Source organism: Halalkalibacter alkalisediminis (assembly GCF_028610705.1).
GTDB lineage: Bacteria > Bacillota > Bacilli > Bacillales > Bacillaceae_D > Halalkalibacter > Halalkalibacter alkalisediminis.
In genome coordinates, this window is the sequence record NZ_JAQQWT010000002.1 from 53,718 (window position 1) to 72,210 (window position 18,493).

Consider the following 18,493-nt stretch of genomic DNA (forward strand, 5'->3'; position numbering starts at 1 on the left):
TTCTACGATCAACTGTATTTAATTCTCATATTTTTATTTCATCTTTGATTACAGCCTAATCGATTGGGGGAAAATGGAGGGTAAATAGTCTTTAAATGGGAGGATTCTATGGATAGGGAAAGTGCTAGTGAAAATTGGACGAATGAAATGAATCGTCATCTGTATTCGACTCGTAACCTCTGGTCAGGTATTTTATTTGGACTCGGATTAATTGCTTTTTTTGATGAGATGGTCTTTCATCAGTTACTACGTTGGCATCATTTTTATGATAAATCTACAACCGATATTGGGTTGATTTCAGATGGTCTGTTCCATGCTTTTAGTTGGTTTGCAACCATTGCAGGTTTATTTTTGTTTGCTGACCTTAGGCGCCGTAATGCCTTATGGCTTACAAGATGGTGGGGAGGAGTTCTAGTTGGAGCAGGTGTCTTCCAGCTATATGATGGGATCGTTCAACATAAAATGATGAGGTTACACCAGATTAGATACGTAGAAAATGTGATTGTTTATGACTTAATTTGGAATATAGGCGCTCTTGTTATGATCATAGCAGGAATCATTCTTATAAATCGTACGCGACGTGAAAAACAAAAAGGAGGAAATGTCTCAAGTGAACATGCATGATCATTTTCATCATGGGAACCATGTAATAAGCACTTTATCACAGTTCCTCTTAGCTCTCCCTTTTTTATTAGGATTGATGGTTTACTTACTTGCAGTCGTCTTTTCAAATCGTAAATACAAGAAATGGCCAGTCTATCGGACGATCTGTTGGGTGGTTGGCATTACGTTGGTGCTGTTTACTGTTGCTGGCCCTTTAGCTGAGCAAGCACATACTGATTTTACCATACATATGCTTGGACATTTATTTCTTGGGATGCTTGGACCTCTTATAATGGTATTAGCTGCTCCTATGACTCTCTTTATGCGAATTCTTCCTGTGATAATAGCTAGAAGAGTTTCTCGATTACTTAAACATGCATTTTTTCGAGTGGTGACAGATCCTATTGTCGCTTCTTTGCTTAATGTAGGAGGATTATGGATTTTATATACAACCGACTTATATTCAGCGATGCATCATAGTTTCATTCTTCACGTTTTGGTACACATGCACGTTTTCTTGGCTGGATATCTGTTTACCATATCAATGATTAATGTAGACCTAATACCGCATCGTACTAGTTATGTTTATCGCTCTATTGTATTGGTGCTTGCTATAGCGGCTCACGGTATCTTGTCAAAGTTTATCTATGCAAACCCACCTACTGGAGTGTCTCCTTCGCAAGCTGAATTAGGAGGTATGCTCATGTACTACGGTGGCGATGTCATTGACATCATCATCATCTTTATTCTTTGCTCTCAATGGTATAGAGATAGTCGCCCCAAAATGGTAAGAGGTTACCATCATTACAGTCTTAGGTAAAGCAAGTAAAAGATAAAATTTGTTATAAATAATGAGACTATAATAAATCCATATCAGAACATGTATCTGATATGCTATCTAGATTAGATAATGGAATCAGTTATACTGTTCGATATTAAGGGAGACACTCCCTTATCGAATCTTGAATTTGTTTTGGCATGTATTCATACAGTTATAACTTCTAAAAATAGAAGTAATCAATAGCGGTCATCCAAATTAACAGAGGGCATTCATAATAGTTGCTTCTTGGTGATTAAAAATAAACTTACAAGTAATTGGATTGGTTTCATTTTTTCAGATACTCATCATGATAATAAGTCAACCGAAGTTTCGTATCTACTACTGCCACAATGGTGGGGAGACGGCTATGAAACTGAAGTACTTTAATGCATGATCCATTTTGCATTTTATGACTAAAGATAACAGAGATTGTTGCCGAGATCCGATCCGCCAAAAAAGCTTTCGGAAACTATTGGAAAATATAAGAATGAAAATTAAAGAAAATGTACAAAGGTTCGGTGCAGAACAAACCATTTTTCATATTCAAAGACCTTAGTAGTTTTTACTCTTCCTCTCAGGGTTTCGATTATGACTTCGCTGTAATAAGACGACTGCGATGGACATACCTTTAACTAAGGTGGTATTTGTTTCAAGGAAAAAAGGGCAACTATCTTAATTATCTTACCATTCATACGTCATTAGATGAAACTGATTCAAGCTCTAAAGAAATAGCCAATGATATTCAATAAAATGTTGAAAACGGTTTAAAATCTGAAGAGCTCCAGTTACAAACCGACATTGAATCATTTTTGTAGAAAAGAAAGACGCGGGGATATTAAATTAAGTAGCTTAGTGGCTTAGTATTTTAGTTAATTGACGAATCTATAGATAAGTGGCTTAGTGACACAGGACTACTTATCTATAAGGTCGTTCAATAGGACAAAGAAATTTGAATTAAAACCCTTTTCTTGATTTCTAAACGAAAATGAATTCGAATCAGAGTAATGGTTGTTACTTAACGCATATTGTGAGGGAAGAAACATGAATTTCATAAAGTGCTTAGGATGGGTGACATTTTTACTAATCTCAGGATGGTTGCTAGAAGTATCAAGAGACTGGCACGATCTTGCTCGTTTTTCAACTTCTAAGATTTTATATTCTGTATCCATTTTGATCCCTATTTTCGTCTTTACTTTTTTGGGGATGTTACTTAACATTAAACACTTGATTTATCAGTTCAGATCAGAAGGAAGATGGCACTTAAATGTAAACAAATTCATTTCTTTAGCCCTCTTACCAACACTGATCATCTTCTTATTAGAACTCGCTTTACGATCTTTAATTCCTCTTATAAAAATCGACTTATCTACTATGTCGGTAATAGCTCTAATTATATTAGGATATTATTTAGTGCAAAGTGTATACCGGAGTAGAACATAATAAGGATTGAGAAACTAATGAGGCAACTCCTGGTAAGTGAGAGTTCTCTTAAAGAGAACTCTTTAATTTAAGCTCATTAAATGAGTTATTAAGAGTTTCTCGAGAGAAAGTACAAATCCTCTCATTAGTTTTTTGGCAAGAAAATGAGCACTTAGATCCATTAATTGCTCTGATTAAAGAAAAAGGCTACTAGGTCAAAGATAAAACCGATTCATACGAATTTCAAAAGAATGTAAATTTGGAACTTGTAGTTATAAAAATTTAAAGAAGAGAGGTAGCGTTCTGCTGTCCTCTCTATTTGGTTTCAAATTAAATATAGTTTGGCCAATCTTCATTTAAAGTAAGACATAATAGTGAACCATATGATTAAACATTGGTAACTTAGATGATATTTTTCATGTCTTGGCTGACTCAACTGAAAAGAAATGGATGGTCTTCTTGCTACTCATCATTGTACAGTTTCATTTCAAATCATAAACAGAAGGAATTTCTGAATACTCTGTAATGATAACAGATAACGAAAGTATTCAAATACTTAGAAAGTCTTTTGAAAAAGTAAATGGGGAACCTGGTGTTCAAGCTGAAATGTCTAGAAAAGAGGACGTAGCCGTTACACTATTTTATCCTCTTGAAAAGAATATGCCTGAAAGACTTTATAAATATAGAGTGTGGTCAAATAGCGATGATTCAGCAACCCTCATCAGTGATAATGAGAAAGAGGGTTATGAAACTTTAGACAAAGAAGATGCAGAAAAGTTAAAAAGCACCTTCTTATTTTAAAGGGGCATGTAAAAAGACCAAAACATCTAATGATTAGAGAAAGAGCTACGAAGGAATAAGTTCAAATAACGTTATCTGTGTAACCATCTTATAAGTAACAGCGTTTCATATAATAAAGGGGTAGATAAATGAAAAAATTCATCGTTTTGTTCTTTTTCCTACTCATAGTTGGCTGTGCTGGTACTGCACCTCTTTCAGCTCCAGGGATTACGGGATTTGTCACAGACATTCAAGGAAATAGGATTTTAGTAGTTAGTTCGGACTCGAAAGATTTTAGCTCGACCGGTGGTATTGCTGAATTTTACAATGCGATTTGGTTTACAAATGCACCAGTTGAAATTAAAGTTGGAGACAAGGTTAAAGTTTGGTATGACTTTGTCGCGGACTCATATCCAGGCCAATCAGAGGTTATATATGTTACGAAAGTTTATCAAAGCCAACCTAAGGAGACCAACCTCACTGAGCCAGAAGTGTTATCTAGCGCTCTAAGTTCATTGGAGAACAAATCTGTAATGGCTGTTAAATCTATAAAGTTTAATGAAAGTTCACTTGCATGGAAGGTAACTCTATACGATACGTTTAGTAATATGGAAATTCATATTGATGTGGTAGATGAAAAATAGGCGTGAAGTTAATATGTAAGATAAAGAGCCAATGTAACGAAGTTTTCACAGCGTTCTCCTTTAGGAAGGCTGACATAAAGGAAGCATTTACATCCGATAGGTGGACAAACGAGAGTTGGTTAGCTTTGTAAACGATAACGAAATATCAATCTTGCCCACTGACCCTTAGCTACTCTAATAGGCCAAAGGGCATCTTTTTGTCCATATAAAATGATTAAATAGGAATGGTTATATGGTTTTATTAGAAGGACTTAATATAAAAAAATATGCATAGGACCGTTTATTACCTGATGTTTGATCAATTACAAATCTAAAAACGATCGATCGGGTTAGTTGGTCATAAATGAAAAACGGCTTTTATTAGGAAAGAAAATTTCAGAAGTACTAAGTCGATTAAGTATCGAACCATGTGAAGAATTAGAAAAGGAGTTTCAGTTCCTTTTAAAAGAGAAGCGGAAATTGGATAAGTAGTGTAAGAGATTACTTAGTTGATGCTCAAGGTAATACGTATGATATGGAAGTATCTTTAAAAATCGCATTGGAAAGTTAAATCCAATGCGATTTTTAATATAGTTGTATTTTGAGTCGAACTACCTATAATAATTGCTTTTTTTAATAAAATATACAATTAAAATAATCTATTGTACGGTTAAAGGCTTTTTGTAATGATGGAAAACAGCATGGTTATTAATTTAATTTCTTTAAATTGAATAGATTTGTTTTATAAGTTTTTCCCTCTTGTCATTGCAAACTAGCGATAATTATTTACAAAAAGAGAATCTCCTTCTAGCCATTCTGCATAAAATACTTGTTTTATATTAGCAATTCCCAATTTGTTTAGCTCATTAAACAGCCATTCTTCATTGTAGCCTGCTTGTTCTAAATTGTCATATAAAATTTCTCCATCTGAAATAACGGTGGTAGGTAGGAAAACAGGCTTGGCTATCACATTTATATCTTGTTTGGAATCATACAATGATTTTTTCATTACACTGACAGATCCATCCGATTCTAAAATAGCGTAGGCTACTTCACGAACAGAAAAAACATCTTTTTTTCTAAGTAGATTTTGTAATTGATTGATATCAAGACGATTTTTCTTCAACTCTTGAAAATCAATTATTCCGTTTCGAATAACAATCGAAGGTTTCCCTTCAAGCAGAGATCTTGTTTTTTTAAATTTTTGAGTAATCATCTCAACGGTGAAAATAAGTGTCGCCCATAATGTTAATGCCAAAGAACATATTGTATTCCTATTTCCTTGTCATAAATAGCGTTTCCTAATAGCTCTCCCAGTATCAGGGCAGAAATGAAATAAAAGGGAGTAAGTTGTGTAATTTGTGTTTTTCCAAGTATCTTCGTTACCAAGATTAGTGCAATAAACCCAATAATCAACTCAATTGTTAGATGGAAAAAGTTTGTATTCACTTATGTTTACCTCCTTATTGTTTCACATACCTATTTTTAACCAGTTAAGGGTACAATACTCAATGAAAGTAATAAGAAACTGACCTCATTCCTACTGAAGTTTTCACTCACATTCAACAAGTAGAGTCTCTGGATCAATCCTATCAAACTGGCAGATACTATTACTTGGTTCAACTGGGTGATTGGAGGGTTCGTTATGGCTGTTTTTAGTGTTCATAATACGACCATTGTTCAACAAACTTTGCCCAATCATATAACGGGAAAATATTCTCTGCTCGTCATTTTATTATTCGGGTCGCCATGCCTTTAGGTGTATTAGCTGGGGTGATTTTAAGTAAATTATGAGGCGGTCGGCCATTTCATATATTAATCGTAACTATTATTTGTATCACTTCATAAATTGGGATCACCGTTCCTTATTTTTAATTTATTGAACAAGATCCTAGAGGGGGTGAAAAGATTTTATGAAATTAGACTATTTGTGCGTAAATACATACATGTAAGGCTACGCGTACAATTTGATGGCTCTAGTCTAATAATTATTTCTAATACAAACTAGTAATAAATAATTTCACTCAGGCTAGAAAACGAAAGGCGAATATTTTTATTGTAAGAAAAGGCACTTACAGTTAAGTAAGCGCCTTTTCTAGATTTGTTATGATTAATACTGAGAACCGCCCATTTGCTGCTCAGCCATTTGAACAAGTCTATTCGTAATTTCTCCCCATATACCGAACCGTTAGCCATTTAAGAATGTTTTTGTAGTTTATTACTGTATTTTACCTTTTTCTTTTTCACCAATATCCTCTACAATATCTTCAATGGTTACATTTTCTAGTACCTTTTCCATAGCTAACTGAGCTGCTGACAATACAGGAGTGATAGAATCTTGGATGTTTCTGCCCACAAGACATTCAGGGTGCGGATTTTCATGAACATTAAACAATTCTTTTTCCTGAACAACATCAACCGCCTTATAAACGTCAAGTAATGATATATTTGAGGGTTCCTTCGCTAGTTTTGCTCCTGCAATACCAGGTTGTACCTCGATTAATCCTGCTTTTTTTAGCATACCCATAATTTTTCTTATCAAGGTTGGGTTCGTATTTACACTCCCTGCTAAAAATTCCGATGAGCTTATGCCCTCTTTATTTAAGTTAATAAGAGCTAATATATGAATACCAACGGAAAATCTGCTACTGATGGACAAATCATTCACCTACCTTATACTTGATTGCAAATTTATTACAAAAATCATGTATGTAATTTGATTACAACATATTATACATTAAAATTTGTAAAAAATGAAAAAGGGTTTATGAATTCTGTTGACAAATCAACAAGAAGTATCCATAATGAATACATGTATTCCTGGTGGATACAGGACGAATATGAATGGTTTAAATAATATAATTGGAGGAATATACAAATGAAAATGTTAGTAACAGGAGCAACAGGAAAATTGGGAACAAGAGTTGTAGAAACATTATTGAAGACCGTACCAGCAAATCAACTTGCTGTAAGTGTTCGCAACCTAAAGAAAGCAGCAGGATTACAGGCTTGTGGAGTAGAAGTTCACCAAGGAGATTTTGACCATCCAGAAACATTGGATTCTGCTTTTGCAAGTATTGACAGGCTTTTAGTTATTTCTGCGGATGGGGACAATGAAACAAGGATTAGGCAACATAGTAATGCGATAGCTGCAGCTGAGCGTGCTGGGGTTAAATTTATTGCTTATACTAGCATTGCGAACGCAAAGGAAAGTAAAAACTTCCTTGCCCCTACGCATAAAGCAACAGAAGAAGCTATTATAAAAACAGGCATACCTTACTCCTTCTTACGTAACAACTGGTATTTGGAGAATGAAGTTTCAGGAATTCAAGGTGTACTGGTAGGAGCGCCTTGGGTGACGTCAGCAGGAAATGGCAGAGTAGGCTGGGCATTACAACAAGATTATGCAGAGGCTGCGGCTGCTGTACTTTCTGGTAACGGGCATGAAAACACCATCTACGAGCTTTCTGGAAAGTTAATAACTCAGGACGAATTTGCCTCTGCCCTTGGCACTGTATTGGGTAAAGAAGTACCTGTTCAACAGGTTGATGATGCTACTTATACAGATATTATGAAAGGTGCTGGTGTTCCAGATTTCCTCATACCTTTTCTTGTTGACATCCAAAAAGGTATACGAGAAGGTACACTAGAAATTGAGAGTAATGATTTCGAAACACTTCTTGGACGTCCAGCTACACCAATCAGTGAGGGGTTAACTCAAATTGTTAAAGATATCTCTTAATCAGTTTAATTGAACTTATTTAAAAACCGACTTTCATATTAGGAAGGTCGGTTTTTTATAAATAAAGATTACCTGAATTCAATCTGTTAGGGGCTCTTTTCAAAGTCAATGCTAAAAGAACGTGAAGAATTGTACTTAAACTTAAACTTAAAATAACGAGTAACGTTAATTGAGAAAGGATTGGACGATAAAAATTACTTGGTAATCTAAGATATAGGCTTTATATTTCGGTAATAACAGCCTCATATATATTTAACATTATGAACGTCTTTGTTTTAAGTTTAGATAAAAGGGCTATTAGAAGTATTTAGTTACTAATTACCCAATGATCACTCTCTCTTTTGGGTAATGATAGTGCTCATCCGCGAGTTTTCCTCTAATAATAAATAAGAATGCAAAGACACCGATTCGACCAACAAACATTAAGAAGATTAACGTTAATTTACCAGCATTACTAAGGTCTGGAGTAATCCCCATCGATAATCCTGTCGTTCCAAATGCCGAGCAAACCTCGAAGATAATCGCGGTTAAAGGAAATGGCTCAATATAGGCAAGAAATATAACCGCTGATGCCGTAAGCATAATTGCCACACTAATGACTATAAAAGACTTTAACATATCTTCCTGATCAATCTCTCTTCCAAATATTTTAATAGAACTTCTTCCACGAGCAAAAGTATAAATTGTCAAAATAATGATGGCAAAAGTAGTGGTTCGAATTCCACCACCTACACTACTTGGAGATGCTCCAATAAACATAAGGGCGCTCAAAAATAACTGTGTAGGAATATAAAATTCTGCAACATCCATTGTAGCTAATCCGCCATTTCTAGTCGTTACAGATTGGAAAAGGGCATAAAAAAATGTCTCATGCCAAGATTTATCAAGGAAGAAATGATTCCTTTCTAATAAAAGGATCCCAAGAAACCCAACCAGAACCAGTAAACCAAACGTTGTAGTTGTTAACTTTGTATATAGTGAAAAGCGCTTATTAAATGTTTTTTCTTTTGCCGTTAGGAATTCTTTTAATTCAATTAGAACAGGGAAGCCAATGGCACCTAGCACTAATAAAATCATATTCACAAATTGTACAAAATAATCATGGGCAAAGGGCTCTAAGGAGCTTCCTGTAATGTCAAAACCAGCATTGGTTGTTGCGCTTACTGAGGCAAAGAAACCTTGAATAAATGCTTCTTGCCCAGTCGGGAAATATTGTAGAAAGTGGATACTAAGAATGAGTGCCCCGATAGCCTCAATCGCTAGAATCATAATCAGAATCTGTTTCATGACCATAACCAATCCTGCCATTTCTCCGCGATTTTGATCGGTCATGATCAATTGCCTTTCTCGTAATCCAATCTTTCGGCGAAAGAGCATCCAGACAAATGTTCCTAATGTCATAATTCCAATTCCACCAAATTGTAGTACAAAAGCTAGAATAAAGGTACCTGGCACACTAAAGGTTTCTGCGGTCGAAACAACCGTTAGTCCTGTTACACTTACTGCACTCACAGCAGTGAAAAGAGCTTCTATGAACCCCCATTGCGTTCCAGGATTTCGTGCAATGGGTAAACTAAATAAAACCATTGCAACAATTACAGCAACAACGTAATACAAAACAATAATTTGAACAGCTGAAAGATGACTTAAATGCTCTTTTATTTTAGCCATATATAAAACCTTCTTTGATATATTATTTACTTTATGGTTTTTCTTATCTACAATCCTTCATCCTCAAAACGTTTTAAGTCATTCTTATGTCCAATGACAATAAGAAGGTCCTTTTCAATAATGACTTCTTCAGGCATAGGGGAAACATTTACATCCTCACCACGTTTAATCGCAAGGATGGTACAACCAAACTTAGCTCGTATATTCAAATCAATCAGCGATTTATTATGAACTTTACTCGTAGCTAATAACTCAACGATGCTGTACTCATTTGATAATTCAATATAGTCTACAATTTTCTCTGAGGTTAGATGTTGGGCAATCCGAATGCCCATATCGTGTTCTGGGTGGATAATTCGGTCAGCACCTATCTTTTCTAGAACTTTATGGTGATAAGCATTTTGCGCTTTTACCCATACATTCGGTAGATTCAATTCCTTTAACACAAGTGTTGTTAGTATACTCGTTTGTATATCATCACCGATCGCCACTACTACATGTTCAAAGTTTCTGATCCCTAAGGAAAGTAGAGCTTTCTCATCTGCAGAGTTTGCTATAACAGCATGTGTGGCATATTGTGAAAACTCAGTAACCTTTGCTTCATTAATGTCAATCGCTAACACTTGATACCCCATCCTAAATAATTCTTTACAAATGCTACCACCAAAACGACCTAAACCAATAACAGCGAATTGTTTCTTTTTGTCTGCCAATCCAAACTTCTCCTTTTTTCTCCAAATAAAAAAGACCATCACAAAGAATGGTCCCAAATGAACCTTCTCTTTCATAACGCTTACGAGGTTAGCTGTCGGATTAGGGACTAAGAGTATCCCTTCTTACTAGGTAAGATTCACCCCAAGATGGTATATGATCCATCAAAAATGGTTCCCCCGCTCAAAATGATTAAGCGAATAAAGGTTTTATATAATTTTTAACTATTAGTGAATTTACTCCTCTTTATGGAACATGTCAATACATATTTTTTAACGAACTTCCATGATTTTTTCATAGGCTTCCTTACTACAAATGACATAAAGCTCTGCCTCAGTAGGAATCCGCTCTTCCAATTTCGCGAGAATGTTAAAGTCATTTCTATCAGAGATTAAATTTGCGCCTAACTTTTTTAAATCATCAAAAGCATCATTATACGTCTTCCAAATTTGCTTTTTCTTTATTTTTCGTATGTCAACGCCGCTTCTTCTACTTAAAAGTTCCATAATCAGTTTACTTGATCCTTTATCAACAGCAGCTTTAGCCATAAGGTCAGATAATGCTTCATCTGCAATAATAAATTCATCCACATTGGCATGCTCAAAATTTGATATGTGCTTTTCCTTGAGAATTTCAACTATTGTGTAAATCTCTTTATTCATTTCTACAGCGTAACTCTCAATAGATGAAACGATTAATAATGATTGTCCATCTGCTGTGACAGGGTTATACTCCATATCTCTCGTGAAAATTAAAACAGCTTTTGCTTCAAGGATATTAGCCTTTTCTAATGTTTCTATATCTGTGGGATCTCCTTGTATATAAGAAAATCTTTCATGCTCAATGGGGGACTTTCCTAATGAATCAATAACCAGAATTTTGGCATAATCATCTATTTCCATGATCTCATTCATTGTATGCTTTGCCTTATTCGTCCAGCCGATGATGACATAATGATTCTTACCTTTATATCTCAATTTCCCTTCCTCCTTTAACTTGCGGTATATACCGAAACCCTCAACAATTTTTCCAATGACAATCCCAATTAAACCGATGCCAACTAAATATAAAAAAAGTCCAAAAATACGCCCCATTGTGGTTTCTGGCACAAAGTCTCCATACCCTGTTGTCGTGACGGTTGTCATAACATACCAAAAACCAATAAAAGGGGTAACAAACATTTCTGGTTCTAACCAATGCATGATAAATGCGCTACTTATTAAGAAGATAAGTGTTAATAAAAGAAGTGTTAACTTTTTTATTCTTACAGTCATTCTCATGATCTCAAATATAAAAAGCATTAAATAACCTCCTTATTTACCATAACAATCTTTTTATATTTCCCTGTCTAAGCTGAAATATAAAAAAAGTTAAGTCATGAGAAGAAAAGTGTAATCAATTAATTTGTTGGCAGGATTAGGACTAAGGTTTGTCGAGGTACTCTAACAATTGGTTTTGAGAGATGTCTTATTCGAGTGCAGGAGGGAGATTACTTTTGCTATGTAAATACAAATTAATAATTTGTCATTTTTTACGTGAATTTATGGTAAAATTAGGGAGTTGGAGATATTGAATATCTTAAATACGTGTCAAGTTTGAAGGTATCATTGCAAACATAATTGTTGAAGTATTTGTTTGTAAAGACGGTCTTATTACTATGGGTGGAATATGTAGAAATATTGTATTGGTAATTGTAGTTGAAACAGGAATGTTTCGAAGAGGGGGTTAAAATGAAAGTAATAACTGGGAATAATAAACAAGATTTGTTAATCGAAACTGATACATTGGTAATGGGAAGCGTAGAAGGGGATATCAGGGTGTTAAGTGGTGCAAAACTACATTTGAAAGCTAAAGTAAAAGGAAATATCCATCTAAATAAAGATTCTGTAATCACTATTCAGGATAAAGTGATTGGAAATATCTACGATAGTGGCGCATCAATTGAGGTTATAGATGGAGAGGTAGAAGGTGAAATATTGATATATAGATAATTAATAGATGTATAATAACTCATTTAGCCTCTCATATTTTTCTGAGTTTTACAGTGAATAAACAAATGTAAGTAATGTACTTGAAGTATTTATGTTACAAAAGGATCTATAGAACCAAGGTCAACCTCGACCTTGGTTCTATTCTACATTCTCGCTTATTTTTGTAATAATCACAGTTTGTGTCTCAGGACAAAGTAGCGAGTAAGTAGACCCAAAGAAAACCTTATGTAACCGACTGGTGCTTCTCCAATAAAGTAGCCATGAACTTCAAAAGCAATTTTGGTTGGTTTCTTCGTGTTTGGTGCATGTAATTTTAGCGTGACGTTGCATTCCTCAAACTATACTAATTACGGAACAGAAGAAAAAGAGAGCGCAAAATGGATTTAGGATTACCTAATCCACAAGGTTCAAGATATCTCATCTTTTGAAAGATAAATAAATCAAATAATATCATTAAAATAACAGCTTTTCAGTATAAATAACAATTTAAGACTAACTTGATAATGGTCAACGAACAAACGCTAATCGGCTTTTTTTATGGAAAAACTCTCACTGTATTAAACTGTATATTTCGCAACCTCTAAAAGACCCAGAAAAAAATATTTATATTAACGGAAAGTTAGCAGGAAAAAAATGTAAGCTTGTTGAATTAACTTTAGCGCTAGTATTAATGCGGCCTTCCGTGGAGAGGAGTTCAATTTAAATATCTTTTATTTTATTAATTTTTGGGAGGAAATGGGATGGTTAGTTTGTTAAGAAAATCATTATTTTTTGCATTGCTTATTACTTTATTAGGAAGTTTATCTGTCAGTGCGTTAGCTGAGACAAATCAAAACAGAAATCAGGATCATTATCAAGCAATGAAATCCGAGAAAGAGATTAAGATACATCGTTTTGAAGCTAAAGTGAAGTTAGAGGGTCATGAGTTAAGAAATTCATCTCTCTTCATTCAAGAAAAGGGTAAATCGGCAAAGTCATATCAAGTTTTAACAGACTCGACTGGTAAGCTAAAAACAAAGTTACCAAATGGATCGTATACGATTAAAGCTGTCATTGAGGATGAAACATGGTATAGTACAAACGCTTCTTTTTACGTAGAAGATGGCAAGGTAGAAGGAGCAAAAGAGAATGAAATCAATCTTACTCAGAAAAGTAAGAGGAAAGAGTCTAAAAGAAAAGCTCAGCATAATGTTCAAGGATCATTAACTGAGGGGACAAAAGGGCTTAAAGGTGATCTTTTGATTGCTAAACACACAGATGTAGAGTATGAAGAAGAAATTTTTGTCATTTCGAGTAAAAATAATGGACAATTTACGGCAGCTCTTTCTGATGGGAATTATTATATGTGGGGCGTATTAGTAAATGGAGGCTATTATCGTTATGATCTTTCTTTTTCTGTAGTTGGCAAAGATCTATATGTAAATGGCGAGCAAGAGAGTTCTCTGACAGTAATGCTGCCTGAGAATCGGTATAAAGGCATCGTGCGTGATAACTCAAAGCCTCTGTCAGGTGCTGATATTATTTTAGAAGAAGTCATCGATGAAGATGACTATTACTTTGAGTTTATTCAAGCTGTTACGACAAACAACAAAGGTGAATTTCAATTAAGAGAGTTGCCTGATGGTGAGTATTCACTTAGTATAGCGGACAAAACGTATTATGCTTGGGATTATCAGAGGTTCACAGTCGTTGATGGCAACATTTTCGTTGATGGAAAACAAGTTTCAGTTTTAGATGCAAAGATTCCTACCATCAGCTTAAAGGGTACGGTTTATGATGGAAAGAATCCATTGACCTATGGTTATATAGATATTGAGCAACTCGATGAAGATGGCTATACAAAAGATTATTTCGGTGCAGCTGTTGATCAAAAAGGAAAATTTGCTTATAGACTAAATGATGGTAACTACCGAATTTCGTATGTTGATGAATTGAATCGTTATACGAGAGTAGACATTTCATTTGAGGTACAAAACGGAAAGCTCATCCAAGATGGCAAGGTTATTACCTCTTTGAACATTGATTTGCCTTCTGTTACGCTTTTGGGGAAAATCGTAGATGGAGAAGATAGCCTCCATGGTCATGTGGATATTGAGAAAATATCAGAGGACAGTTATGAGTGGCATTATGCTACCACCGATCAAAATGGAATCTATTCACTACGGTTACCTGATGGTGAATATAAAGTTACTTGGATGTACCTCTATGAGGAACATGAAGGAATTCCGCTTTCAAAAATGTTTGAAATAAAGGATCGTCAGCTTTATGTTGATGGGAAGAAGCTGGATATCCTTGAACTCCAAGTTCCACCAGTGACCTTGAACGGTCTGTTAAAAGAAGGCGACAACACTCTCGATAGTGGAGAAATAGGTGTCATTTCAATAGAAGAAGGTTTTTATTATTGGAAATGGATTAACGAGGATGGAACGTTTACGATGCGTTTGCCGGACGGCCATTATATAGTCAGAGATGTTTATACAGGTGAGGGCTCTAACACTTATGTAAATTTAACTTTTGAGATTCGTAATGGTCAGTTGTATGTAAATGACGAATTAGCAAAGAGATTGGAAATTGAGGTACCTCCAGTTACATTATTCGGCAACCTTACAGACAATGGGGTTCCGGTCCAAGGAGATGTGTCCATTCATTCAATTACGACGGACCCAGATGGCGAATATTATTATTTCTGGGGATGGACTAATGAAGAAGGAAGTTTTTCTTTCCGTTTGCCCGATGGAGATTATCAAATGAATTATGTTTATCTGTATGATGGAACGTCCTTTGTCTCTGGTAAGCCATTCACTATTCAATCAGGACAGTTACTTATAAATGGAGAGGCGCAAGAACTATTAGAGATTCAAGCAAACCCTGTGACTTTGTCAGGAAAAGTCTATAATAAAGGGAAAGTAATAAGAGATGGTTATGTTGCTGTCGTAAAGGTTAATGATGAGGGCGATTGGATTGACTGGCAGGATGGTTGGATTGGTTATGACGGAACATATAAATTCCGATTATCTGATGGAGAATACGAGTTGCTGTATGTGGATACTTTTAAAGAGACAGTATCTTTTTATCTGCCAATTATCATTCATGGAGGAATTGCGATTGTGAATGGTGAAGAAGTTTCTACTCTAGATCTTGAGTTACAGGAAGGTACTATAATCCCGTAAAATTTACTACAAATTGATTATTTTAAAAGGATTGGTGTTCAACGTTTATACTGTTGGCCTAATCCTTTTCTGTTTAATTTTGTTGCGGAGTGCGTGCTTTCAAGAAAAAAGTAGTGCTTTTGGTTATTGTACTAATAATCCTTTTTTAATTGTTGGTGTGATTAGTTAAATAATTTTTTGACCAAATTTAAAAACAAGTAGTCAAAACATTTTAGAGTTTTTCTAACTCAAAGTACGTTAATACCTGGTATACTTTTGTTGCCTACTCTTATAATTTAACAAGGCGTTCCGGCAACAGCAGCTGGAACGTTATTTCAAGAACGAGCTATCTCTTTCTTTATAGAGGGAGGTTAGTTGAACAAGGAATATATTTTTTAAATTTTTAAAATAGTCTATTAATACTATTAAATAATTAGTAAAATAATGCATATACTACTATTGACGGGGGTGAAATTTCATAGATAGTAAACCAATACATTATGATGAAAGTTTTCAAAACGTTGATGCTTTAGAAAGTGAAGCAAACAACAATGAAGAATTTGAAATAACAGAAGAAACCAGAAAAAATATAAGTGGAAATCCTTATATAAGTAAAGTCGAATAATATTACATAAAAGGGGTGTTTCATAAAGCACATCCCTTTTTTATTTTTATATAACCAAGTTCTTTTCAATCTAAAATCACTTTATATAAAATGATCGTAAATTAAAAATAAATGAATTAGAAATCAATAATATATTTTAATAAATTCACACAAACTAAAATGAAAATCCAGGAAGAAAGAAGGAGTACAAAATGGCAAAATTATTGTATATCACAGCTCATCCTCATGATGACACTCAATCTTACAGTATGGCAGTAGGAAAAGCTTTTATAGACACATACAAAAAGAAAAATCCAAACGATGAAATTTTGAATGTTGACCTTTATAAGGAAAATATTCCACAAATTGATGTAGATGTTTTTAGTGGTTGGGGCAAACTACAATCTGGAAAGGGCTTTGAAGAACTTTCATCAGACGAAAAGGAAAAAGTCGGTAGATTGTCCGAACTATGTGAACAATTTATATCAGCTGATAAATATGTTTTTGTAACACCATTGTGGAATTTTTCTTTCCCTCCAGTATTAAAGGCTTATATTGACTCAGTATCTGTTGCTGGTAAAACATTTAAATATACAGAACAAGGTCCTGTAGGTCTTTTAACTGATAAAAAAGCTTTACATATACAAGCTCGTGGAGGAATCTATTCAGACGGACCAGCTGCTCAAATGGAAATGGGTCATCGTTATTTAAACATTATCATGCAATTCTATGGAGTACCTTCATTTGAAGGCTTATTTGTAGAAGGTCACGCTGCAATGCCTGATAAAGCACAAGAAATTAAAGAAAATGCAATTGCACGAGCTAAGGATTTAGCCCATACCTTTTAGAATTCAAAAAGCCAACAATTGTTGGCTTTTTTATTTGATCTTCAATTAAAGGGTGGAATGCTTGAAGTACAGGCATTGCAAACAGAAGGTATTTCCATCTCGTTTCCATTTTTTATGCTCATTTTGTGTACTTTTTTACCAATCTTTATAATAGGTGATGTTGTTTTTTACTTTTTCGGGAAACAACTTAATCAAATACAATCAAGAAGGGAAATAGAATACTACCCTGTATTATTCAATTCTTATAATAATGGTGGAGGACAGGTGAGTATAAGGAGTAAGGAGAAAAAAGAAGTAAACATCCAGCTTGGATAGGAGTTATTTATATTATCTAAATGATATTCAACAATTGAATATTTGAAAATGGGAAACGAAAAACCACAACGTGCTTATAACTTAATAAATGAGTAAAGAATTATGAAAGAATTAATAGCTTATACTCCTTTACTATGTGGTACTTTACCAATACAGATTGATATTGATGGTTCAGATTTAGATATTATTATGGAAGTTAATGAATTTAATCATTTAAGGAACGAGTAAAGGCTTTATATGGAGAAATGAAAGGGTTTAAATTAAGCAAATATAAAATTAGGAATGTATTGATAATTAAAGCAAACTTCTTCTATGAAGGGTTTGAGTTTAAATTGTTCGGGCAAATGTTAAGGAACAATATGCATTTTTACAAATGAAAATTGAGGGTTACTTACTTGTGGAACATCCAAGTATGAGAGAAGAGGTAATATCGCTAAAGAAACAAGGGTACAAACAGAACAAGCGTTTTGTAAGGTTTTAGGTTTAGATGGAGACGATCTTTATACACTTCTAATAAAATACGGAAAAGATAAAGGCGTAACTTAATTAAATAGAAACAACTTGGAGTTTTATTTAGGAAAAAGCACCTACAGTAAAGTAAGTGCCTTTTCTAGATTAGTTATGATGTATACTGAGAACCGCCCATTTGCTGTTCAGCCATTTGAACAAGTCTTTTTGTAATTTCTCCACCAACAGAGCCATTTGCACGGGAAGTCGTGTCAGCTCCTAATTGAACACCAAATTCTGAAGCAATTTCATATTTCATCTGATCTAACGCTTGCTGTACACCTGGAACTAATAATTGATTTGAATTATTGTTGTTACTTGCCATGATTAAAACACCTCTTTCTTGGTTTTGAGAATAGTATTTTTTAGAATGCTTATTTATATTCATGAAAAGTAACTTACAACAGGAGGTAAATATTACCACCACAATCTCGCACTTTTATTATTGTTATATTCTCATCAACGTACATAGCCAATAGTTATAACATCGCATAACCCATTTTAATATGATTATTATACAAGATATAGAAATTAAGCTTTTTAATATGTTATTTTATTCACAACGGCATTTCAAATCTCACTTTTATAATCTTTGCTTGCTAAAAATTCAGGGCTTCTACATGCTCATATCCTGATGTAGGGAACGACTCTGAATAAATTCGTCCCCAAGTATCTTGAACTTGATCCCAATCACGATCAGAAGGGTGTGC

15 protein-coding genes, 1 pseudogene and 1 riboswitch are annotated in these 18,493 nt (G+C 34.4%); of the genes and pseudogenes, 10 read left to right on the forward strand and 6 right to left on the reverse strand.

The genetic code is table 11. The features are described from left to right. The first annotated feature begins 108 nt into the window (after positions 1-108). The 4 genes from PQ474_RS02785 (at position 109) to PQ474_RS02800 (ending at position 4,266) form a co-directional block, all read left to right on the forward strand. A complete protein-coding gene (locus PQ474_RS02785; RefSeq protein ID WP_273840401.1) occupies positions 109-624 on the forward strand; it encodes a DUF2243 domain-containing protein in 516 nt (171 codons plus the stop codon). Next, positions 617-1,423: a cytochrome c oxidase assembly protein gene (locus PQ474_RS02790; RefSeq protein WP_273840905.1), complete on the forward strand. Its 807-nt coding sequence runs from the start codon at positions 617-619 to the stop codon at positions 1,421-1,423. Before PQ474_RS02785 ends, PQ474_RS02790 begins: the two co-directional genes overlap by 8 nt. A gap of 1,944 nt (positions 1,424-3,367) precedes the next feature. Continuing rightward, complete coding sequence (locus PQ474_RS02795) at positions 3,368-3,643, forward strand: hypothetical protein (protein WP_273840402.1); 276 nt, start codon at positions 3,368-3,370, stop codon at positions 3,641-3,643. 128 nt (positions 3,644-3,771) lie between these two features. After that, positions 3,772-4,266, forward strand: a complete 495-nt coding sequence (locus tag PQ474_RS02800) for a DUF3221 domain-containing protein (RefSeq protein WP_273840404.1) — start codon at positions 3,772-3,774, stop codon at positions 4,264-4,266. Positions 4,267-5,017: 751 nt separating this feature from the next. Here PQ474_RS02800 and PQ474_RS02805 read toward each other — a convergent pair. Next, positions 5,018-5,694: pseudogene (locus tag PQ474_RS02805) on the reverse strand (DUF421 domain-containing protein). A 769-nt stretch (positions 5,695-6,463) separates the two neighbouring features. Continuing rightward, entirely contained in the window at positions 6,464-6,904 is a 441-nt protein-coding gene (locus tag PQ474_RS02810; RefSeq protein ID WP_273840405.1) for an Rrf2 family transcriptional regulator, read from the reverse strand. Positions 6,905-7,123: 219 nt separating this feature from the next. Here PQ474_RS02810 and PQ474_RS02815 point away from each other — a divergent pair, with 219 nt between their 5' ends. Further along, positions 7,124-7,987, forward strand: coding sequence for an SDR family oxidoreductase (locus PQ474_RS02815; RefSeq protein ID WP_273840407.1), 864 nt, complete (start codon positions 7,124-7,126; stop codon positions 7,985-7,987). Between the two features lie 318 nt (positions 7,988-8,305). Here PQ474_RS02815 and PQ474_RS02820 read toward each other — a convergent pair whose 3' ends face one another. The 3 genes from PQ474_RS02820 to PQ474_RS02830 form a co-directional block, all read right to left on the reverse strand. Then, the gene (locus tag PQ474_RS02820) at positions 8,306-9,658 is read right to left on the reverse strand and encodes a TrkH family potassium uptake protein (RefSeq protein WP_273840408.1); all 1,353 of its coding nucleotides are present in this window, start codon (positions 9,656-9,658) and stop codon (positions 8,306-8,308) included. Between the two features lie 47 nt (positions 9,659-9,705). Beyond that, complete coding sequence (locus PQ474_RS02825) at positions 9,706-10,410, reverse strand: potassium channel family protein (protein ID WP_273840906.1); 705 nt, start codon at positions 10,408-10,410, stop codon at positions 9,706-9,708. 22 nt (positions 10,411-10,432) lie between these two features. After that, positions 10,433-10,578, reverse strand: a riboswitch (cyclic di-AMP (ydaO/yuaA leader). Positions 10,579-10,641: 63 nt separating this feature from the next. Further along, the gene (locus tag PQ474_RS02830) at positions 10,642-11,670 is read right to left on the reverse strand and encodes an ion channel (protein WP_273840409.1); all 1,029 of its coding nucleotides are present in this window, start codon (positions 11,668-11,670) and stop codon (positions 10,642-10,644) included. Positions 11,671-12,099: 429 nt separating this feature from the next. On the opposite strand from PQ474_RS02830, the gene PQ474_RS02835 reads away from it, so the two are divergent. The 5 genes from PQ474_RS02835 to PQ474_RS02855 all read left to right on the forward strand — a co-directional run bounded on the left by PQ474_RS02835 (position 12,100) and on the right by PQ474_RS02855 (position 17,757). Beyond that, positions 12,100-12,360 (forward strand): hypothetical protein, encoded by a 261-nt coding sequence (locus PQ474_RS02835; protein ID WP_273840410.1) that lies wholly within the window; start codon positions 12,100-12,102, stop codon positions 12,358-12,360. 740 nt (positions 12,361-13,100) lie between these two features. Beyond that, complete coding sequence (locus tag PQ474_RS02840) at positions 13,101-15,530, forward strand: carboxypeptidase-like regulatory domain-containing protein (RefSeq protein ID WP_273840411.1); 2,430 nt, start codon at positions 13,101-13,103, stop codon at positions 15,528-15,530. Between the two features lie 795 nt (positions 15,531-16,325). After that, positions 16,326-16,961 (forward strand): FMN-dependent NADH-azoreductase, encoded by a 636-nt coding sequence (locus tag PQ474_RS02845; protein ID WP_273840412.1) that lies wholly within the window; start codon positions 16,326-16,328, stop codon positions 16,959-16,961. 417 nt (positions 16,962-17,378) lie between these two features. After that, the gene (locus PQ474_RS02850; RefSeq protein ID WP_273840414.1) at positions 17,379-17,504 is read left to right on the forward strand and encodes a DUF4269 domain-containing protein; all 126 of its coding nucleotides are present in this window, start codon (positions 17,379-17,381) and stop codon (positions 17,502-17,504) included. Positions 17,505-17,649: 145 nt separating this feature from the next. Next, positions 17,650-17,757: a hypothetical protein gene (locus tag PQ474_RS02855; protein WP_273840416.1), complete on the forward strand. Its 108-nt coding sequence runs from the start codon at positions 17,650-17,652 to the stop codon at positions 17,755-17,757. A gap of 138 nt (positions 17,758-17,895) precedes the next feature. Here the strand turns inward: PQ474_RS02855 and PQ474_RS02860 are convergent, their stop codons facing one another. Continuing rightward, positions 17,896-18,108, reverse strand: coding sequence for an alpha/beta-type small acid-soluble spore protein (locus tag PQ474_RS02860; protein ID WP_273840419.1), 213 nt, complete (start codon positions 18,106-18,108; stop codon positions 17,896-17,898). Between the last annotated feature and the right edge of the window lie 385 nt (positions 18,109-18,493).